Source organism: Clostridium sp. (assembly GCF_050717535.1).
In the GTDB taxonomy this organism is placed as follows: Bacteria; Bacillota; Clostridia; order Clostridiales; family Clostridiaceae; genus Clostridium_AD.
In genome coordinates, this window is record NZ_JBOITM010000009.1 from 17,364 (window position 1) to 36,805 (window position 19,442).

The 19,442-nt window shown below is 30.2% G+C and carries 25 protein-coding genes and 1 tRNA gene; 23 read left to right on the forward strand and 3 right to left on the reverse strand.

All coding sequences use genetic code 11. The annotated features are described in order from the left end of the window. Positions 1-111: 111 nt before the first annotated feature. The 4 genes from ACREVU_RS02085 to ACREVU_RS02100 all read left to right on the forward strand — a co-directional run bounded on the left by ACREVU_RS02085 (position 112) and on the right by ACREVU_RS02100 (position 2,622). Complete coding sequence (locus ACREVU_RS02085) at positions 112-888, forward strand: ParA family protein (protein WP_431549978.1); 777 nt, start codon at positions 112-114, stop codon at positions 886-888. Next, entirely contained in the window at positions 885-1,736 is an 852-nt protein-coding gene (locus tag ACREVU_RS02090) for a ParB/RepB/Spo0J family partition protein (protein WP_431549979.1), read from the forward strand. Before ACREVU_RS02085 ends, ACREVU_RS02090 begins: the two co-directional genes overlap by 4 nt. Before the next feature lie 39 nt (positions 1,737-1,775). Continuing rightward, the gene (locus tag ACREVU_RS02095) at positions 1,776-2,279 is read left to right on the forward strand and encodes a DUF4446 family protein (RefSeq protein ID WP_431549980.1); all 504 of its coding nucleotides are present in this window, start codon (positions 1,776-1,778) and stop codon (positions 2,277-2,279) included. Positions 2,280-2,364: 85 nt separating this feature from the next. Continuing rightward, on the forward strand, positions 2,365-2,622 hold the full coding sequence (locus ACREVU_RS02100; protein WP_431549981.1) for a YkuS family protein: 258 nt from the start codon (positions 2,365-2,367) through the stop codon (positions 2,620-2,622). A gap of 38 nt (positions 2,623-2,660) precedes the next feature. Here ACREVU_RS02100 and yyaC read toward each other — a convergent pair whose 3' ends face one another. From yyaC to ACREVU_RS02115, 3 genes are read right to left on the reverse strand one after another with little or no spacing between them, the layout of a single operon-like run. Continuing rightward, positions 2,661-3,263 (reverse strand): spore protease YyaC, encoded by a 603-nt coding sequence (gene yyaC / locus ACREVU_RS02105; RefSeq protein ID WP_431549982.1) that lies wholly within the window; start codon positions 3,261-3,263, stop codon positions 2,661-2,663. Between the two features lie 47 nt (positions 3,264-3,310). Beyond that, positions 3,311-4,363 carry a sporulation integral membrane protein YtvI gene (gene ytvI, locus ACREVU_RS02110; RefSeq protein ID WP_431549983.1) on the reverse strand — a complete coding sequence of 351 codons (1,053 nt, stop codon included), beginning with the start codon at positions 4,361-4,363 and terminating at the stop codon, positions 3,311-3,313. A gap of 9 nt (positions 4,364-4,372) precedes the next feature. Next, positions 4,373-5,527 carry an aminotransferase class V-fold PLP-dependent enzyme gene (locus ACREVU_RS02115; protein ID WP_431549984.1) on the reverse strand — a complete coding sequence of 385 codons (1,155 nt, stop codon included), beginning with the start codon at positions 5,525-5,527 and terminating at the stop codon, positions 4,373-4,375. A gap of 384 nt (positions 5,528-5,911) precedes the next feature. Here ACREVU_RS02115 and yedF point away from each other — a divergent pair, with 384 nt between their 5' ends. From yedF to ACREVU_RS02210, 19 genes are all read left to right on the forward strand, one after another. Further along, complete coding sequence (yedF, locus tag ACREVU_RS02120; protein WP_431549985.1) at positions 5,912-6,496, forward strand: sulfurtransferase-like selenium metabolism protein YedF; 585 nt, start codon at positions 5,912-5,914, stop codon at positions 6,494-6,496. A 32-nt stretch (positions 6,497-6,528) separates the two neighbouring features. Then, entirely contained in the window at positions 6,529-6,801 is a 273-nt protein-coding gene (locus ACREVU_RS02125; RefSeq protein ID WP_431549986.1) for a putative Se/S carrier protein, read from the forward strand. Positions 6,802-6,820: 19 nt separating this feature from the next. Further along, positions 6,821-7,006 (forward strand): DUF951 domain-containing protein, encoded by a 186-nt coding sequence (locus ACREVU_RS02130; protein ID WP_431550008.1) that lies wholly within the window; start codon positions 6,821-6,823, stop codon positions 7,004-7,006. 95 nt (positions 7,007-7,101) lie between these two features. Beyond that, positions 7,102-7,389 (forward strand): 30S ribosomal protein S6, encoded by a 288-nt coding sequence (gene rpsF / locus ACREVU_RS02135; RefSeq protein ID WP_431549987.1) that lies wholly within the window; start codon positions 7,102-7,104, stop codon positions 7,387-7,389. A gap of 11 nt (positions 7,390-7,400) precedes the next feature. Beyond that, on the forward strand, positions 7,401-7,841 hold the full coding sequence (locus tag ACREVU_RS02140) for a single-stranded DNA-binding protein (RefSeq protein WP_216160968.1): 441 nt from the start codon (positions 7,401-7,403) through the stop codon (positions 7,839-7,841). A 31-nt stretch (positions 7,842-7,872) separates the two neighbouring features. Beyond that, on the forward strand, positions 7,873-8,136 hold the full coding sequence (gene rpsR, locus ACREVU_RS02145; RefSeq protein ID WP_376770086.1) for a 30S ribosomal protein S18: 264 nt from the start codon (positions 7,873-7,875) through the stop codon (positions 8,134-8,136). Positions 8,137-8,429: 293 nt separating this feature from the next. Beyond that, the gene (locus ACREVU_RS02150; protein ID WP_216160972.1) at positions 8,430-8,744 is read left to right on the forward strand and encodes a MazG-like family protein; all 315 of its coding nucleotides are present in this window, start codon (positions 8,430-8,432) and stop codon (positions 8,742-8,744) included. A gap of 15 nt (positions 8,745-8,759) precedes the next feature. Continuing rightward, the gene (locus tag ACREVU_RS02155) at positions 8,760-9,767 is read left to right on the forward strand and encodes a DUF2232 domain-containing protein (RefSeq protein WP_431549988.1); all 1,008 of its coding nucleotides are present in this window, start codon (positions 8,760-8,762) and stop codon (positions 9,765-9,767) included. A gap of 13 nt (positions 9,768-9,780) precedes the next feature. Then, entirely contained in the window at positions 9,781-11,772 is a 1,992-nt protein-coding gene (locus ACREVU_RS02160) for a DHH family phosphoesterase (protein ID WP_431549989.1), read from the forward strand. Next, on the forward strand, positions 11,772-12,215 hold the full coding sequence (rplI, locus tag ACREVU_RS02165; protein ID WP_431549990.1) for a 50S ribosomal protein L9: 444 nt from the start codon (positions 11,772-11,774) through the stop codon (positions 12,213-12,215). Before ACREVU_RS02160 ends, rplI begins: the two co-directional genes overlap by 1 nt. A 71-nt stretch (positions 12,216-12,286) precedes the next feature. Further along, positions 12,287-14,185, forward strand: a complete 1,899-nt coding sequence (gene lonC, locus ACREVU_RS02170) for a Lon family ATP-dependent protease (RefSeq protein ID WP_431549991.1) — start codon at positions 12,287-12,289, stop codon at positions 14,183-14,185. A 79-nt stretch (positions 14,186-14,264) separates the two neighbouring features. Continuing rightward, positions 14,265-15,596: a replicative DNA helicase gene (locus ACREVU_RS02175; protein ID WP_431549992.1), complete on the forward strand. Its 1,332-nt coding sequence runs from the start codon at positions 14,265-14,267 to the stop codon at positions 15,594-15,596. 848 nt (positions 15,597-16,444) lie between these two features. Next, entirely contained in the window at positions 16,445-17,500 is a 1,056-nt protein-coding gene (locus ACREVU_RS02180; protein ID WP_431549993.1) for a ParM/StbA family protein, read from the forward strand. 2 nt (positions 17,501-17,502) lie between these two features. Continuing rightward, positions 17,503-17,892: a hypothetical protein gene (locus ACREVU_RS02185; RefSeq protein ID WP_431549994.1), complete on the forward strand. Its 390-nt coding sequence runs from the start codon at positions 17,503-17,505 to the stop codon at positions 17,890-17,892. A gap of 88 nt (positions 17,893-17,980) precedes the next feature. Beyond that, positions 17,981-18,307 carry a TM2 domain-containing protein gene (locus ACREVU_RS02190; protein WP_431549995.1) on the forward strand — a complete coding sequence of 109 codons (327 nt, stop codon included), beginning with the start codon at positions 17,981-17,983 and terminating at the stop codon, positions 18,305-18,307. Between the two features lie 24 nt (positions 18,308-18,331). Further along, positions 18,332-18,407, forward strand: a tRNA-Thr gene (locus ACREVU_RS02195). Between the two features lie 54 nt (positions 18,408-18,461). Next, on the forward strand, positions 18,462-18,623 hold the full coding sequence (locus tag ACREVU_RS02200) for a hypothetical protein (protein WP_431549996.1): 162 nt from the start codon (positions 18,462-18,464) through the stop codon (positions 18,621-18,623). 114 nt (positions 18,624-18,737) lie between these two features. Further along, positions 18,738-18,875 (forward strand): hypothetical protein, encoded by a 138-nt coding sequence (locus tag ACREVU_RS02205; protein WP_431549997.1) that lies wholly within the window; start codon positions 18,738-18,740, stop codon positions 18,873-18,875. 249 nt (positions 18,876-19,124) lie between these two features. Continuing rightward, entirely contained in the window at positions 19,125-19,262 is a 138-nt protein-coding gene (locus ACREVU_RS02210) for a hypothetical protein (RefSeq protein ID WP_431549998.1), read from the forward strand. Positions 19,263-19,442 lie beyond the last annotated feature (180 nt).

Here is a 19,442-nt window from a genome sequence, read left to right on the forward strand (position 1 = left end):
TTAGGCATATTAAAATAATTAATAAGTGTATATATCAGTGTATTTGAGTTGTTATTTATTTTTATGTACCTTATGTAAATATGAATAATATTATGAAGGGTAGGTGTAGTCATGAAAACCATATGTATTTTTAATCAAAAGGGAGGCGTAGGTAAAACTACTACTAATATTAACCTATGTTCCTATTTAGCTATGCAAGGTAAAAAGATTTTAACTGTAGATATTGACCCTCAAGGAAATACTACAAGTGGCTTAGGATTTGACAAGAAAAAAATCAAACTATCCATATATGATTTGTTAACATCAGATATATCCATTAGGGACACTATAAAAGAATGCGAATTAGTAAACAATTTGTACATAGTACCATCTAAAATGGAACTGGCAGGTGCAGAAGTAGAATTGATTAGTAGAAATGATCGTGAAAATATACTAAAGGAAAAGCTTAAAGAAATAGAAGGTGAATTTGATTATGTCTTCATAGATTGCCCTCCATCACTGGGTATTTTGACTATAAATGCACTTACGGCTGCAAGTAGTGTACTTACACCTATTCAATGTGAATTTTATGCTTTGGAAGGTGTAGGGCAATTAGTGAATACTATTCAATTAGTTAAAAAGTCCTTAAATAAGGGATTAGAAATTGAGGGTGTAATTTTAAGTATGTATGATAATAGAACAAAACTATGTAATGAGGTTGTATCAGAGGTTAAAAAATATTTTAACGATAAAGTATATAAAATTACAATTCCTAGGAATATAAGGTTGGCTGAAGCTCCGAGTTTTGGATTACCTATTATGTTGTATGATGATAAATGTAAAGGTGCAGAAGCATATGAAGCATTGGCAAATGAGTTTCTAGATAGACAAGGGAGGGATATATTTTGAATAAGAAGTTTGGGCTAGGTAGAGGACTTGGAGCTTTAATTCCTGAGGAAGAAATTAAAGAAGATAGTTCAATGGTTCTTAAAATATCTATGAATTTGATTAAGGCAAATATTGATCAACCAAGAAAAAGTTTTGACCCTGAAAGAATATCAGAACTTGCGCAATCGATAGAGGAACATGGGGTTATTCAACCTATTATAGTAAATAAAGAAGAAGATGACACATACACAGTTGTAGCCGGTGAAAGGAGATTTAGAGCAGCTAAAAGTATTGGACTTTCAGAAATGCCTGCAATTATAATGAACATAGATGATAAGGAAGTATTGGAAATATCATTAATAGAAAACATTCAAAGAGAGGATTTAAACCCTATTGAAGAAGCAATAGCTTATAAAAAATTATTAGTGGATTTTAATCTTACACAGGAAGAAATAAGTAAAAAGGTTTGTAAATCAAGAACTGCTATAACCAATTGTATGAGATTATTAAATTTAGATGAAAGAGTTCAAGATTACATAATAGATGGTGTGATTTCAGAGGGGCATGGAAGGGCAATACTAGGGATCGCCGATAAGGAAATCCAATGTGGAATTGCTCAAATGGTTATTGATGAAAGTCTTAATGTGAGAGAAACAGAGAGATTGGTAAAGAACTTTGAAAATGGAAAAAAGGAAAAAGTAGTTAAAAATCAAAGTAATATATATTACAAAGATATAATGAGTAAATTAGAAAATCATTTTGGTACTAAAGTTTTTATAAATTCTAAAAATAAAGAAAAGGGTAAAATAGAAATTGAGTATTATTCAGAACAGGATTTTGAAAGGATTCTAGAAATTTTAAACATGTAATGTTTCACGTGAAACATAATGGAGAGGGTGTAATTTAAAATGCAAAGGATATTTAACTTTATAAATAGTGCGCATATATACATAACAATAGCACTTATTATGCTTGTACTTATATTAATTATAATAATTATAATGACATATTCAGCTTTAAATAAATTAGAGAGAAAATATAGAAAATTAATGAGAGGTGTAAACAATAAAAATTTAGAAGATATGGTTGTAGCTTATTTGGATAAAATTGATGATGTTAAAGAAGAAAATGATATTATGAAACAAATGTGTGAACAAATAAGTGGAGAGCTAAAAAACTGTATACAAAAGACCTCAATGGTAAGATATAGGGCGTTTGAAGATGTTGGAAGTGATTTAAGCTTCTCTATAGCTCTTTTAGATGGAAGCAATAATGGAGTTATTTTAACAAGCATATATAGTAGAAATGAGAGTACAACTTATGCTAAACCAATAGATAAAGGTATTTCTAGGTATGAATTATCTGAGGAAGAAAATAGTGTTTTAAAAGAGGCTATAAATTCTATAAATTAACAGAAATATGCAATTACATAATCATAAAAAAATATTATAATAAAAAATAATTTTTGAGGCACAATAAAAACAAAGGAGTTTTTTTATGGTAATATGTATTTCGCAAGAACTTCACTATTTGAAGGAAGAATTAGTTAAAAGAGGTTATACGGTTATAAATAATAGAGATAATAATACAAATTGTGATGTAATAATATGTGAGCTTAAAGATGGTGGACTTATAAATTTAAACATGCAAAATAATATAAGAAGAGAAGGAACCTTAATTATAGATAGTGGTTGTAAGACCATTGATGAAATAGAATATATATTGTGTAATAGAGTATATAATTTGATATTTTAAAAAACAACAAGGTTATAATCTTGTTGTTTTTTATTAAATTAACCTTCAACATCTTTTATATTGAAATCTTCATAGTTAGAACTAAATTTTCTTCCTCCTAAGGTTTTAAGTATGGAATGATATAAACCATTGGAAATAGCATCAGCAAGCATCATTACTGTATATAATCTTGTGTTTTGAAGAACCATAAATTCAAAGGCTCCAGATATGTTTACAACACCTGTTATGCTAAGATCGCCTACTTTAGGTAAATCTTTATTTAAAGCAGCACCTGGGCATAATGGTTTTTCCTCAATAATTATTTTACCTACATTTTGTAAACTACCAAGACAAGCATCAATTGCAATGATGTAAGGGTTAGTATATGAATAATTAATTTCATCAATTGTTTCACATAAATTTTTTGCATGTACCGGGCACTCAAGACTGCCATAAACATGGATTTTATTTCTAACTAAAAATTTGAGCTTATTTCCAACTAAGGGACCTAAACTATCACCAGTAGATCTGTCGGTGCCAATACACAAAACAACAATGGGACGTGAGGATTTTGCAATGGGAAAAATATATTGACTGATAATATCTCTTAATTTAAAAGTGCAATCCCTGGACATAGAATCTAAAATAACTTTATCTACCATAAAAAAACCTCCTATTTGGATTTTATCCATGTAGAAGGTTTTTTATTCTATAAAACTTCAACTTTTTTCAAAATATTGTAAAAGACTACTAAAAACATACAGAATAACATACCAATAAGACCGTTTGCTTTTAATCCTATAAATATAGCAGCAAGAACTGCCACGGGATTAATTCCTAGTGATGAGGATACAATCTTAGGTTCTATAATTTGTCTTACTATGGTGATAATTATATAAGAGATCAGTAGGCCTAAAGCAGCTACATAGTTGCCGGATATAAAAAATATTATTATTAAAGGAATATATATAGCTCCTATACCAAAAATAGGAAGCAGATCAAATATTCCACACAATATACTTAGTGTTATGGCATACTTAACCTTGAAAACTAAAAAAACAACTAATGTTTCCAGAAAGGTTATTGTTATTATAAGCAAGTATGATAGTAAATAATTTTTAAACATTTTTTTTGATTCATCAAATATATAATGAATTCTATCTCCATTTTTAGAAGGAATCAAATCAAATATTTGTTTGCTTGAAGATGATAAATCTTTTGTGAAAAAATATGTGGTAAGTAAAGTGAATAATAAAACCATTAGTATATATGGAATAGCAGACATGAAACCCAGGGTTAGTGAAAATATTTTTGTGGAGGCATCCATACTAATATTTATGGTTTTGGTAATATAGTTTGAAACATTTGATTCAATATTAGTAAGTATGCTGGGGTCTAAATTTTTATAGTAACTTTGCATATTACTAAAAAAATCTAGTATATTATTTTTGTTAAGGGAAAAATAGGATTGAATATTTTTCCCTAGTTGTATTGATTCTGAAGTTATAGTTGTTATTATTAAAGATAACAAAACAATAATCAATGTGAAAAAAATAGTGGTAGTAAATAATGAGGCCATAGCGCTTTTAATTTTTAACTTTCTCATTAAAAATTTTGTTGGTATTTTAAGCAGTGAGGCTAAAATAAGAGCTAATACAAAAGGAAGTGTATAACCTATAGTTCCAAAAAATATTATAAAAACAAAGGTATATAAAACAAAGAAGATAGTTATTTTATCAATTTTTTCTAAAATATTTTCCAATTATATATATCACGCCTTTCTAATAATAGTATCGATAGAGCTCAGGGTATAATTAATGTCTTTAATATCGTTAAAAGGTCCAATTCCAAATCTTAAGGAGCCAGTTGGATATGTACCTATGGTTTTATGAGCCAATGGAGCACAATGAAGACCAGTTCTTGTAGTAACACCGTACTGAGTATCTAGAATAAATCCTAATTCTGAATTGTCGATTTTTGTAGAATTAACAGATATAGTAGCTGTCCTCTTAGAAACATCACTGCAACCATAAACCTCAAGGGAATTTATATTTAATAAGCCATCTATAAAACTTTTACATAAATATTCTTCATGTTGGCGAATAGTATCTATACCTTGCTTATTAATAAAATTAATGCCTTCTAAAAGCCCGGCTATGCCTGGGCCATTTAAGGTCCCACTTTCAAATTTATCAGGCAAAAAATCTGGTTGAATAATACTTGATGAAAGACTTCCAGTGCCACCTTCTATAAATGTAGAACAGGCTTCATTTAGATTATCGTCAATTAAAAAGCCACCTATACCTTGGGGACCTAATAAACTTTTATGCCCTGTGAAAGTTAGTGCATTACAATTTAATTTATAGAAATCAATAGGTAATACTCCAGCAGTTTGAGCGGTGTCAATAACAAAATAAATACCCCTAGCCTTGCATATTTTGCCTATAGCTTCTAGTGGTTGAATTGATCCAATAATATTAGATGCATGTGATAAAACTACTAATTTAGTATTGGGCTTAAGTGTACTTATAAAATCATCTATATTTATAAAACCCTCTTTTGAAGAAGGAACAATATCTAATTCTATAATGCCCTTTTGAGAAAGAGAACTTAGAGGCCTTAAGGTAGCATTATGATCCATTGAGGAAGTTATTACATGCCAACCACTTTTAACAACAGATTTTATAATGGTGTTTAAGGAAGTGGTGATATTAGGTGTAAAAATTACATTTTCAACCTTATCGAAATTGAAAAAATCCATTAATGCGTATCTACAATTTAAAATGACTTTATTGCCTTCAAGTGCTTTGGTGGACGCACCCCTTCCAGGATTTGTGCCTATGTTCATTATATAATTCATCATAGAAGTACATACTTCTTGTGGTTTAGGGAATGTAGTTGCTGCGTTATCTAAATATATTTTCATAATTTCCTCCATTTTTAAAATAAAATAATAGTATTACTATATTCTATAGATGATGTAGTATCTATTAAAATTATCAATAGCAAGTTAAATTTTGTTTTGATATAATTAAAGCTATAAATAGTTTATACTAATCTTAGTTAAAGAATAAATATAAATTTTTTATAAGATAAAACTAAATATTATTAAAGTTTAAGGGTCTATTTTTAAATTGACACATGATACAATATTATAAGCTAAAGTTCTGTAAATGTATATGAAATGGTAAAATTTAACTAATGCTTAGAGATATTTAATATTTTAACAATTAAGATGATAATTTAATAAAGAAAGGGGTGTGAAAGTTTTAAGTTAATTTTGTAAAAAATAATTTAAAACGGAAATAGTATGAATAATATAATAGATTGTAAGGGCTTACAATGTCCAATCCCTGTGGTTAAGACAAAAAAATATTTTGATTCAATTGATAATGGTGAAAGCACTGTAATTGTAGATAATCTAGTTGCTAAAAACAATATAGTAAAACTTTCTGAGGGTAGTGGATATAGAAGTATTGTAGAAGAGAAAGATAATTTATATTTTATCAATATAACTAAAGATAAAAATCAAGTAGTAAATGTGGAAAGCAACCAAAATAAAAAATTCACTTTGGCAATAACTACCGATAAGTTGGGGTTGGGTGATGACGAATTGGGTAATATACTTATGAAAAGCTATTTATTCGCATTATCAGAAGCGGATACAATACCTAATGATATTCTTTTTATTAATGGAGGAGTAAAACTTACTACAGATAGTTCGCTTGTATTAGAAAGTTTAAACAAACTATTAGAAAGAGGAACAAATATATCAGTTTGTGGAGTTTGTCTTGATTTTTATAATCTAAAAGATAAGCTTGCTATTGGAGAAATATCAAATATGTATTCTATAGTACAATTAATGAATAATGCAGACAAAACTATTAAGCTTTAATGATATTAAGAAATAGGATAGGGTGACAAACGTTGAATAAATATTATATAGTAACATTTCAAAATACACTTGAAGCTATGAAAGCAGAAAGACAAACTATAAATAAACAGATAAAGGTGGTAGTTATTCCTACCCCAACATATATAACTAAAAGTTGTGGGATTAGTTTAAAAATAGAAGAAGAAAATATTCAAAGTATTTTTAAACTTATAAAATCAGAAGACATAAAAGTAAAAGAAATTTTCCTGCGAGATGGAGATATTATAAAATCTATTGAAGGTGGGATGCGCAGTGAAAGTATTTAATTTAGGAGATATTGTTGAAATGAAAAAAACCCACCCTTGTGGCAGCAAGAACTGGGAAATTATTAGATTAGGTGCGGATATAAAAATAAAATGTTTAGGTTGTGCTAGAATAGTTATGCTTCCAAGAATTAAATTTGATTCGGCAGTGAAGAAAATCATAAAAGAAAATGTATTAAGCAAAGAAAATATAACTAAAAAAGAATAATTACTTGATTTATGAATAATTAAGTGATATAATTTATTGGGTAATCCCTGCTGTGCAATGCGCAGCCGTTAGTCCGAGGGGAGGAGGTGAAATTAATGAGAAAATATGAAACTATATTCATATTACATCCTTCATTAGACGAAGAAGCTGTTAAAGCTAACGTTGAAAAATTTAAAGGTGTAATAGAAAATAATGGTGGAGTTGTTGAAAATGTTGATGCATGGGGCAAAAGAAAGTTGGCCTATGAAATACAAAAGGTTGGTGAAGGCTACTATACATTAATCAATTTCAATTCAAATCCCGATTTACCAAAAGAATTAGATAGAGTATTCAGAATTACTGACAGTGTTATAAGACATATCATAATAAATCCAGAAAAATAGGTGGTGCATTTATGAATAAAGTTGTTTTAGTTGGTAGATTAACAAAAGATCCTGAGTTAAAGTTTGCTCAAGGAACAGGAACAGCTGTAGCCACTTTTACTGTAGCCGTTAATAGAAGATTTAAAAGAGAAGGTCAACCAGAAGCAGATTTTATACCAGTAGTTGTATTTGGCAAGACAGCGGAAGCTACTGCTAATTATATGAGTAAAGGTAAATTGTTAAGCATTTCTGGAAACATTCAAACTAGAAATTATGAGGCTAAAGACGGAACTAGAAGATATGTTACTGAAGTGATTGCTGATGAAGTTGACTTCCTTGAATGGGGAGGCAATAAAGAATCAGCAGCGAATACTAATCAAGGTGGAAATAATAGCGGATCTAATGCTGGATCTAATGATTTCAGCGGTGGTAGCGATATAACACCAATTGATGATGGAGACATCCCATTCTAATATTAGGTAAGGAGGAAAAAAAATCATGGCAATGAACGATCGTAAAAGAAGTAGTGGCGGAAGTGCTGCTGGCGGAAACAGAAAAAGAATGAAAAGAAAAGTTTGCGCTTTCTGTATGGATAAAGCAACTGCAATTGATTATAAAGACATAAACAAACTTAGAAAATATGTTACAGAAAGAGGAAAGATTCTTCCTAGAAGAATTTCTGGAAACTGTGCAAAACATCAAAGAATGCTTACTGTATCTATCAAGAGAGCAAGAAACATAGCATTATTACCATTTACTACAGAGTAGTAAATGACTGAAAGCAGCACCTTACGGTAGCTGCTTTTATTTTTTTTAAAATAAAAACAAATATTTTAAATAATATTGATAATAAAATTATAAAAGTATATATGCTTGGGTAGGATTTGTAGTATACTTGTAGTTATAATCCAAAAAATGTAAACGTTGAAGAGCGCTAAATATTAAATTACTTATTACTTATTATATATTACATATATATAAATAAACTTTAGTTGCATAATTTCAGAAAAATAACTAAAATAGAGTTATGCGCATAAGCCTACAAGGGGAGATGATATACTATGAAAAGAGATGATTTTAATATAATGTCTAACGTTAAACTAATTGAAAATTTGAAGGCTGAGCTACTATGTATAATAGCTGATTTCTTCAAATTGCTAAGTAAAGGAAGCAATGTTGCTCAAGACGCTATACTAGATTGCATTTCAGCGGCCATAATACTTTTATATATATTAGGTGAAAGGCTAGGATACTCCAATGTAGCTGTAGATGAAAGCATGAAAAAGAAACTAAAGGTTGGAATAGTAGAAGGGGATAATATAGAAAAGGATGGAAAGGACTTAAGCAGACTTTATATGCACATAAAAGGAAGATAAATAATGGAGGAAAAAATGGACAATAAAAATTATAGTACAAGGGCAATTGTAGAGGCTTCTCTTATAGCTGTTATAATTTCAGTAATAATGATTATAATAGGATACTTGCCATTTGTATCATTTATAGGAATATTAATATTACCAATTCCAGTGGCAATACTTTATATAAGGCATAATATTAAAATAACAATCACTGCTATATTACTCAGTATAATTTTAACATCCATGGTCTATAATCCAATAATGGCGATATATTCAGCTATAACTTGTAGTAGTGTTGGTATTGCGCTTGGTTATTGCGTAAAGAAAAATAAAAAATCATCTATAACATTAGTAGCTTTAGCTATTGCGTCTGCAATAGCTGATATATTAACTATAGTTTTTTCAATGCTATTTATAGAAAAAACAGGATTTATGAATTTTGTTACGGATAAATTAGAGTTTTTTAAAGGATCAATGAATGCTTCTTTGAATCAAGTAAAAGCAATTTATTTAAAATCAGGAATAACTGCAAAACAATTGAAGATTTTAGATGACAACTTTGCAATGGTAAAAAAAATGGATGTTACTTTAGTTTTGGCAATAATCCCAGCAGCTATTTTTATATACGCATTTATATCAGCCTATTTGAATTATATAGTATCTAGAGCAATATTAAACAAGCTAAACTATAAAATGGAAAAAGTATTAGCTTTTAGCCAAGTTTATGTTTCGAACATAGTTGGAGCCATACTCATAGGAATAGTATGTATAGGAATAATACTTTCGGCAAAAAAAATAACTGGCGGTAATTATATACTAAGCTCTTCTCAGCTTATTGTGGAGTGTGTGTTTATTATTAATGGTTTGGCTGCAAGTACATATTTTTTAAGGGTAAAGAAAAATTTATCAAAGACTGTAGTAGTACTAATTTTAGGGTTAACAGCACTTTCGCCTCTGGGTAATGTTTACTTTTCAATAGGGCTCATGGAAATGGCTTTTGATTTTAGAAAGCTTGACCCATATAGAATTAAAAGAAAATAATTGGGGGCAAATTATGGATAATAAATATAATTACTTTAATGTTAATAATAAAATATATATGGTGACTATGGCCCTATTCATATGTATAATATTTTATTATGGGCATCTCGAAGTAGGAATACTAATGCTGGGAATATATGCTATATTAGTAGTGTATAATATTTACAACTCAAAGATTAAAAAGAACGAGTGGAAGAAGTTTATTGAAAATTTTTCTTCTAAACTTGATATAGCAACCACAAGTACTTTAGTAAAGCTTCCATTTCCCTTAATAATAATAGGGTATATGGGAAACATTTTATGGTACAATCAAAGTGTAACTACAATGCTAGAAGGAGAAGATCTTTTAAATAAAAATATTAGAGATATAATTGTGGAACTTAATTTAAAGCAAGTTTTAGAAGGCAAGAAGAATATATTCCCAAACATTAAAATAAAAGATAATTTCTACGAAATTTATACTAATATTGTAGATACAAACGAAAATAAAAATGTTAAAGATAAGATTATGCTTTTATATTTTTATGATATAACTGAAAAGACCAATTTAATAAAAGGTATTAATGGAAACAGAGAAAGTGTTATGCTGGTAGAGGTTGATAATCTTGACGATGTCATTAAAACTACAGAAGAAGACAAGGCGCCCATGCTTGTAGCAGATATTGAGCGAACAATAAATAGCTATGGACAGAGTGTAAATGCTGTGGTAAAAAAGTACACATCAAATAAATATGTTATTATAGTACAAGACAAGTATATTGAAAAAGAAATAGAAAAGAAATTTGACATATTAGATAGTGTACGTGAAATAAGTAATGGTAATAAACTTGCAGTTACTCTAAGTGTAGGCATAGGTAGGGGAGAAGATACACCACTTAAAAACTATGAATTTGCTGCTTCTGCTAAGGAGCTTGCATTAGGCAGGGGTGGTGATCAGGCGGTAGTGAAGAAAGGTGATAAATTATCTTTCTTTGGAGGAAAAACAAAAGAGGTTGAGAAAAGAACTAAAGTACGTGCAAGAGTTATTGCTCACGCATTAATGGATTTAGTTAATGAGAGCGATGCAATTTTTATTATGGGACATAAAAACCCTGATGCTGATTGTTTAGGTGCTGCCATAGGTCTATATAGTGTTATTAAAAGTCAAAATAAAGAATGCTATATTATTCTCGAAGGAATAAGTACTGGTATAAAAAGCATGATGGATATATTACAAGAAGACGAGGAATATAAAAATACTTTTATAACAAGTGAAAAATTTAAAAGTGTTAAAGATTCTAATAATCTGCTCATAATAGTAGATGTTCACAATGAAAGTTATGTGCTTAATTTAGAAATAGTCAAAGATGTAGAAAAAGTAGTTATAATTGATCATCATAGAAAATCTCAAGATTTTATACAAGGGGCAGTGCTCAGCTATATGGAAACTTACGCATCTTCTACTTCTGAACTAGTTACTGAGATGATTCAATATATGGTAGATAAGCCAAAGCTTAAGCATATAGAAGCAGTTTGTCTACTGGCAGGGATATGTATAGATACAAAAAACTTCTATTTTAAAACAGGAGTTAGGACCTTTGAGGCTGCTGCATTTTTAAGGCGTCATGGTGCGGATACTATGGATGTTAAAAAAATGTTCTCTGATGATTTAAATGTATATTTAAAAAGAGCTGATATTATAAGATCAGCAAAGGTTGAAAATGAAATTGCTATAGCAGTTTGTCCTCCGACAGTAGAAGATACGGTACTTGCTGCTCAAGCAGCTGATGAACTTCTAAATATTACTGGTATTGAGGCATCATTTGTTATTGTTAAAATAGGAGATGAAGTATTTGTTAGTGGAAGGTCTCTTGGAAAAATAAACGTACAGTTAATACTTGAGACATTAGGTGGGGGAGGACATATGACTATGGCTGGTACAAAGTTTACTTCACTAAGGCTTGAAGAGGTAGTAGTGAAATTAAATGAAGCAATAGATGAATACTTAAGGGAAGGTGAAAAATAATGAAAGTTATTTTATTAAAAGATATTAAAAGTGTAGGTAAAAAAGGTGACGTTATAAATGCTGCAGATGGGTATGCAAGGAATTTTTTATTTCCTAGGAAACTCGCTGAGGAAGCTTCAGACGTAAATATGCATATGTTAAATAAAAAAAATGATACTCAAAGAAAAAAGAAAACATCTGAAATTGAAGAAGCTCAAAAAACAGCTAATGACCTTAAAGATAAGGTTGTAAAAATAGTTGGAAAAGCTGGAGAAAATGGAAAGTTATTTGGGGCGATTACAAATAAAGATATAGCGACAGCACTAAATAAACAATGTAATTTAGATATTGATAAAAAGAAAATTGTAACAGAGACAATAAAATTATTAGGAACTTATGAAGTAGAAATAAAAGTATATCCAGAAATATCTACTAAGATTAAAGTTCTTGTTTGTGAGGAATAATCATACAAAATGAAGGGAGGAAACGCTTTAGTAAATAAATTGATAATGTTATTTATTAAAGCGGATTGAGCTTGAAGACATTACTTGTTAATAAACTCGGAGAACCGGCCGCAAAAGATGAATTACCAATAGATACACAAATTGATGTACTATATGAAATAATGAGGAACGTAATAGATGAAGGTAGTATAAAGGCTAAAACTATAAAATTTAAACTTCAAAAATATATAAAAAGTGAAGATATGTATAAAAGATTGTATGCGCTAAATAAAATTATCAGCAATGGTAAGGGAATAGATGTAGTACCCAATCAAAAGAATGTATATGAGGTGTTAGATAAAACTAACAGTTATCTTACTGAAGAAATAGCTAAAAGATATGTACAAAATAAGATTGAAACTGAAGTAGAAAAAAATCTTATGGAAAAGCAAGACAAATATATTGATGAAGTAAGACTTAGCATAATAAAAAAACAAAAGGGCCCTGAAAATGCTAAAACACTTAAAAAATATGCGGAGCTTGAAGAGCTTGATAGTAGAAAGCTCACAAAAAATATACAAGCTATGCTAAGACCAGAGAGTTTCAGTGAAATAATTGGGCAAGAAAGGGCTATAAAATCTCTGTTATCTAAAATGGCATCGCCATATCCTCAACATATTATTCTTTATGGACCGCCTGGGGTTGGTAAGACAACTGCAGCTAGACTTGCTCTTGAAGAAGCTAAAAAGTTGAGTTACACTATTTATGATAAAGATGCTAAATTTATAGAAGTGGATGGTACAACACTTAGGTGGGATCCAAGAGAAATAACAAATCCACTACTCGGATCTGTTCATGACCCAATATATCAGGGAAGTAAAAGGGATTTAGCTGAAACTGGAATTCCTGAACCAAAAACAGGCCTTGTTACTGAGGCTCATGGAGGAATATTATTTATTGATGAAATAGGAGAACTTGATAATATACTCCAAAATAAGCTGCTTAAAGTATTAGAAGATAAAAGAGTTGAGTTTTCATCCTCTTATTATGATCCTGAAGATGAAAATACACCTAAATATATAAAATATTTATTTGATAAAGGTGCTCCAGCGGATTTTGTTTTAATAGGAGCTACAACTCGTGAACCGTCAGAAATAAACCCAGCGCTTAGATCGAGATGTACTGAAGTTTACTTTGAACCATTAACTGCAAAAGATATTGAAACTATAGTAATAAATGCTGCCCATAAATTAAAAGTTGAAGTTGCAGATGGAGTTGCAGAGACTATTAGTAGATATACTATTGAAGGAAGAAAAGCTGTAAACATTTTGGCAGATGCTTATGGATATGTATTGCATAATAGAGAATCAAAAAAGAGCTCTAAAATTAAAATTGAGCTTAAAGACCTTTTGGATGTCATATCTATAAGTAGACTTACTCCTTATGAAGAATTAGATAATAGGGTTAAATTTGAAGTTGGCCATATATATGGACTTGGAGTATCAGGGTACATAGGATCAACTATAGAAATTGAAACATCAGTATTTGAGGCTAAGGAAAAAGGTAAAGGCCAAGTAAGATTTAATGATACTGCTGGAAGTATGGCTAAAGACTCAGTGTTTAATGCTGCATCAGTAATAAGAAAAACAACCAATAAGGATATTAAGGATTATGATATACATGTAAATATAGTAGGTGGAGGTAAGATTGATGGACCATCTGCTGGAGCGGCTATAACTGTATGTATAATTAGTTCACTTTTAGATAAACCTTTAAGACAGGACATTGCCGTAACTGGGGAGATATCACTTCGTGGTATTATAAAACCAGTTGGAGGTATATTCGAAAAGATTTATGGTGCAAGAAGAAAAGGAATTAAAATGGTAATAATCCCCATTGAAAATGAAAAAGAAGTACCTATTGATCTTGTGGACATTGAAACAAAAACTGTATCAAACATTGAAGAACTAATGAAAGTAGTCTTCGCATAAAAAATAAGTAACATAATTAATGGCCCTGTTAAATCATTTTAGCAGGGCATAAACATTATCTTAGGAGAGATGAAATAAAATGGATACACCTCTTAGAAGTCTGCCTTATAATTTAGAAGCAGAACAATCAGTAATTGGATCAATGTTAATAGATAAAACCGCCATATCAAGAGTAGTGGAGGTTTTAATAGGCGATGATTTTTACAGAGATTCTCATAAAGTTATATTTAATGCTATTTTTGATTTATATCAGAAGGACACACCTATTGATATGATTACACTACTGGAACATTTACGTTCTTCTGAAAAATTAGAAGCTTCAGGGGGAATTACTTATATTACAGAGATAAGTAACTCAATACCCTCTACTGCTAATTTAAGTTCATATATAAAAATTGTAGATGATAAATCTATTTTAAGAAAACTTATCAGAGCTTCTACTGATATTATGGAAAATTGTTATAATAAGCAAGATGATGTAGAAGCAGTAATGGATCTTGCGGAGCAAAAGGTCTTTAATATAGCAGAAAGAAAGAATACAAGCGATTTTGAACCAATGAATACAGTACTTGAGAGAGGATTTCTAGAAATAGAAAGAATCTTTAATAATAAAGGCGAGACAACTGGTATACCTAGTGGATTCCCAGAACTAGATGACAAAACTGCTGGATTCCAAAAGGGCGATATGATTCTTATTGCGGCAAGACCTTCTATGGGAAAAACTACTTTCGCGCTAAATTTAGCTGAGTATGCAGCCCTTAGGGAAGGAAAAAACGTAGCTATATTTTCACTGGAAATGTCTAAAGAACAACTTGCCTATAAATTGCTTTGTTCAGAAGCAAATGTTGATATGTCAAAACTTAGACATGGTAATTTAGAAGATAAGGATTGGGAAAATATAGCGAAAGCCTCTGGTCCACTAGCTGCTGCTAAAATATTCATTGATGATACAGCAGGAACTTCCATTATGGATATGCGTTCAAAATGTAGAAAATTAAAAATGGAGCATGGTATTGACATGATAGTTATTGATTATCTTCAACTTATGTCTGGTAGTAATCCTGAGAGTAGACAACAAGAGGTATCAGAAATATCAAGATCTATTAAAGCCCTTGCAAAAGAGATGCAGTGTCCAGTTATTGCACTGTCGCAGCTCTCACGTGCCCCAGAGCAGAGAGCTGACCATAGACCTATGCTATCTGACCTTAGAGAGTCAGGGTCCATTGAGCAGGATGCTGACATCGTTATGTTCCTATATAGAGATGAGTACTATGACAAGGAAACGGAAGATAAAAATGTAGCAGAATGTATAATAGCAAAACAGAGGAATGGTCCTGTAGGAACAGTAAGACTTGCATGGATAGGTCAATTCAGTAAGTTTGCTAGGCTGGATGTAATTCATAGGGATTAAATTTCAAATAGACTGAAAGTTTTTCTTAGAGGATGCTATAACTAAAAGTATATGTCGCTAGAAATGCGTTCGCGGCGCTAAGTAATTCTAAAATTTATTTTATTTATACTTGCTAAAAACCGCAAACTCGCTTCGCTCAGACATGCGATTTTCTTTACGCAACTACAAATTAAATGAATTTTGAATTACTAGGGCTTGCTATAAAGACTTTTTCGGTGCTAAGTAATTTTTTAATTTAGACGTTGGTGAGTTTTCACTTAGCGTCTATTTTTATTTAATGAATTCATATATATAGAATATTATTCATTAGATAAACATGCAAAGAATGGTATGATTAGGGACTTAAGGTTAGTGTATATATATCTACATTTGTAAATATATATATAAATATATGTAAATATATAGGTAGACAAATGTAGATATAGGTAGATAAATATGTCTATGTTTATAAGATATCTATTTATAGCATTAAAAAAAGCAGTTCATTTGGCAGAGCCAAGAACTTATCTTAGATAATCAGGATTTATTGAACCGGATAGTAATCTTATTACGTTTATATATATATAATTATGAAATTAAAGAAAAGAACATACAACAAAGAAGGCACAAAGATAGGATAAGGAAACTATATAAGTTTTCTTAGCCTATCTTTGATCTAGTAAATATATATAAACATTTGTAGATATATATATTTATGTTTATAAGTAAATATATAAATGTTTACACATATATGTAAGTATATGTAGATATATGTTTATAAAAAACATTGCTCCAAAAGAAGGAAATTACATTATAATACAGAATATATAAATACAAACCATAAAAAGAAAAAACTAGGAGGGTAAAAAATGAACTTAACTGATATATCAAAAAAATATCCTGTGTTAAAAAAAGTGTTGGCCTCCGTATTAACTGTAGATATAGGAAATACCTTTACCAAAACAAGTACCAATGTAATATTTGCTAGTCGAGTATCTTCTGTAAGCAAACATGGTTCAAGGGCTACTGGAATAAGTAACGTCACTTGGAATGGAAAATTTTATACCGTAGGCAACAAAGAAGGTAAGCTTAACATGGAATCTAACAAATATATGTCAGATCATTATAAGTTGAACTTACTCAATGCAATTGCACTAAGTTTTAAAGGGGTAACTAAGATAAAGGTAAGACTTGCCGTGGGACTTCCTGCGGAATATTATATAGACCACAGTATCCAACTTAAAAATGAAATCAAGAAGATGGAGAGGCAAACTATAACAATAAATAATATAACATATGATATAGAAATCTTAGATGTACAAGTATTTAAACAAGGAGGTACATTAAGTGCTGAAACTATGGAAATGTTTAGTTATCCAATGTTATTACTTGATTTTGGTGGAGGTACTTTAGATGTATCTCAATGGAAATATGAGAAAGATGAATTTGGTAACAAGGTGCTGGGAATGACTAAAGCTAGTAGTTTTGCTCAACATGGTTTTGAGCCAACAATTGAGGCACTACTTACTAAGTTCAATTCTGCGGAAGGATCTGATGGTAATTATGATATATCAGATGCTATAGAATACTTAGAAGACAATGAATTACCATTTGGAGAGACAAATGTCCTACAAGACATTAAAGACTTGGTGTTAAGACCTTATGTAGAGAAAGCAATAAGTTCAATTAATAGCTCCTTTAAACCCAATACTTGTAAAGATATAAGAATAATAGGTGGGCCTGCAGAGTTATTACTGGAATATTTAAAGAATGAGTTCAAAAAAACTGAGCCAAAACTTATAGATAGTAAGGATCCTCAATGTGCTAATGCTATATTATTTGCTGAAAGATATAAAGAACTGTTAGTGCTTGAATACTTAGATGGAAATAAAGAAGCTGCTGTAACTACAGAAGCGGGACAATAATTATGGGAACCCTCCGTAAAACTGTATCCTCAAACTTAGGCGAGGATACAGATAAAGACTTAATTACTTATGTGAGCAGTATGGAGAAGAAGGGTATTAATAATTCTAAGCTCATAAAGCAGGCTTTAAGATTTTATAGGGACTACGGGAATAAAGTTAAGCAATTGGACACAGTAGATATTGCAAATATTTTAGATAATCCTGAAGTTAAAGAATATATAGGTAATATAGTTGGAGAGCTTTTTAAAAGTGCGGCCCCAAATTCATTACCGCAGGTTAACGATACAAACGATGCTAAAAAAATAAAGAGAGATCAGCAAGAAAAAGAAATTGATGCTATTGAAAGTGATTATAGAAAAAAACTTAATTGTGTGAAAGATATGTCCTTATAGTTTGAAAAAATATCATATATATAGTAAAATGTTGCCACATATGATAAAATGTAAATAAGCACTAAAATAATATGAAAAGGGTGATTTTATGTTCTGTCATAATTGTGGAGCTCAAAATGATGATGGATCTAATTTTTGTAAAACCTGTGGTATTAATATGTTAATTCAAACTAATAAGACTGAAGTGAGGACTATTAGTGAGAAAAATTGGTTAGTCGCACTATTGTTATGTGTTGTTCTAGGTGCACTTGGTATTCATAGATTTTATGTAGGCAAAACCGGTACTGGGATTCTAATGATTTTAACTGGCGGTGGTTTTGGAATATGGATATTAGTTGATTTGATTTTAATTGCTACTAATTCATTTACTGATGTAGATGGTTTACATTTAAATAGAAACATGTATAATTACTAAAGAGAGTAAACTCTCTTTAGATATGCTGAAATAGCTCAGTTGGTAGAGTAACGCACTCGTAACGCGTAGGTCGAGGGTTCGATCCCCTTTTTCAGCTCCAATATAAACTTAGTTATATCAACTATTTAACGGTGCTAGCGATTTATTACTTTCTATGAAAAACAATAGAATGGGTACTATAAATAATAAAAACTACTACAATTTACAAGAAGAAAGCAGAGATAAATATTATCTCTGCTTATTAATTGTGATTTTTTTGTTAAGTATATCTTCAAGGTTGTTAGATGATTCTTTATCTGTTTTTCTTAGCGAGTAAATTGATTTCTTCGTGTATTGTGACCACTATTATCTAGAACACTCGGCATAATAATTGTAGACGGACTATTATAATTCCTATTTTTCCATTTAATGAAATAAATAAAGTGTTCGTTTGAAGTATAATTCACCTGAACTTGGAAGGCTTACAAAAAAGTTTGTGGAAGATAAGGCACTACGAGCACCATATTTGTTTTATTTATGGGGACACAGTTATGAATTTGAAGTTGATAATAATTGGAATATAATTTAAAATTTTACAAAGTATACAGGAAATAAAAAAGATATTTGGTATGCAACAAATATTGAAATTTATGACTATATTCGATCATATAATCGATTACTATTTAGTGTTGATGTCAAACGCGTAGAAAACCCATCAAGTAAAAAATATGGTTTCAATATGCAGAAAAACTTATCAAAATACAGGCAGGAGAAGTATTAGAAATTTAAGATTATATAATTAGTTGTCTTTATTAAATATCTTAGGTGTTAGTTAGCAATGCCGATGAAAATGTTATTTGTAACTCTTATTGTTATGGCTGGTTATTCTACTGTAGAGCCGGTTATGGGTACTCTGAAATATATAATATTTCAAGAGATATTGAAACCGTACTATCAGAAGATCGAAAGTAATTAGCCTTAGCTGGAGAAAACGGTCCTTATGTACTATTTTCTCATTCCATGTAAGGAGTTGAAGAGATTTGCTGGATTCAACAATATCCCAATGAGATTTCAGAGATTGCAGGTGTAGACAAGGCAGTGCCTAAAGTCTATAATTCTATTGAAAATCCTAATTTTATGTATTAACTTATGGAAT

Bases quoted from the DNA above. Each gene is read 5' to 3' on its own strand.
- ACREVU_RS02085 (WP_431549978.1), top strand. From the start codon at position 112: ATGAAAACCATATGTATTTTTAATCAAAAGGGAGGCGTAGGTAAAACT.
- ACREVU_RS02095 (WP_431549980.1), top strand. From the start codon at position 1,776: ATGCAAAGGATATTTAACTTTATAAATAGTGCGCATATATACATAACA.
- ACREVU_RS02100 (WP_431549981.1), top strand. From the start codon at position 2,365: ATGGTAATATGTATTTCGCAAGAACTTCACTATTTGAAGGAAGAATTA.
- yyaC (WP_431549982.1), bottom strand. From the start codon at position 3,263: ATGGTAGATAAAGTTATTTTAGATTCTATGTCCAGGGATTGCACTTTT.
- ACREVU_RS02115 (WP_431549984.1), bottom strand. From the start codon at position 5,527: ATGAAAATATATTTAGATAACGCAGCAACTACATTCCCTAAACCACAA.
- yedF (WP_431549985.1), top strand. From the start codon at position 5,912: ATGAATAATATAATAGATTGTAAGGGCTTACAATGTCCAATCCCTGTG.
- ACREVU_RS02130 (WP_431550008.1), top strand. From the start codon at position 6,821: ATGAAAAAAACCCACCCTTGTGGCAGCAAGAACTGGGAAATTATTAGA.
- rpsF (WP_431549987.1), top strand. From the start codon at position 7,102: ATGAGAAAATATGAAACTATATTCATATTACATCCTTCATTAGACGAA.
- ACREVU_RS02140 (WP_216160968.1), top strand. From the start codon at position 7,401: ATGAATAAAGTTGTTTTAGTTGGTAGATTAACAAAAGATCCTGAGTTA.
- rpsR (WP_376770086.1), top strand. From the start codon at position 7,873: ATGAACGATCGTAAAAGAAGTAGTGGCGGAAGTGCTGCTGGCGGAAAC.
- ACREVU_RS02150 (WP_216160972.1), top strand. From the start codon at position 8,430: ATGAAAAGAGATGATTTTAATATAATGTCTAACGTTAAACTAATTGAA.
- ACREVU_RS02155 (WP_431549988.1), top strand. From the start codon at position 8,760: ATGGACAATAAAAATTATAGTACAAGGGCAATTGTAGAGGCTTCTCTT.
- ACREVU_RS02160 (WP_431549989.1), top strand. From the start codon at position 9,781: ATGGATAATAAATATAATTACTTTAATGTTAATAATAAAATATATATG.
- rplI (WP_431549990.1), top strand. From the start codon at position 11,772: ATGAAAGTTATTTTATTAAAAGATATTAAAAGTGTAGGTAAAAAAGGT.
- ACREVU_RS02175 (WP_431549992.1), top strand. From the start codon at position 14,265: ATGGATACACCTCTTAGAAGTCTGCCTTATAATTTAGAAGCAGAACAA.
- ACREVU_RS02180 (WP_431549993.1), top strand. From the start codon at position 16,445: ATGAACTTAACTGATATATCAAAAAAATATCCTGTGTTAAAAAAAGTG.
- ACREVU_RS02185 (WP_431549994.1), top strand. From the start codon at position 17,503: ATGGGAACCCTCCGTAAAACTGTATCCTCAAACTTAGGCGAGGATACA.
- ACREVU_RS02190 (WP_431549995.1), top strand. From the start codon at position 17,981: ATGTTCTGTCATAATTGTGGAGCTCAAAATGATGATGGATCTAATTTT.
- ACREVU_RS02200 (WP_431549996.1), top strand. From the start codon at position 18,462: ATGAAAAACAATAGAATGGGTACTATAAATAATAAAAACTACTACAAT.
- ACREVU_RS02210 (WP_431549998.1), top strand. From the start codon at position 19,125: ATGCCGATGAAAATGTTATTTGTAACTCTTATTGTTATGGCTGGTTAT.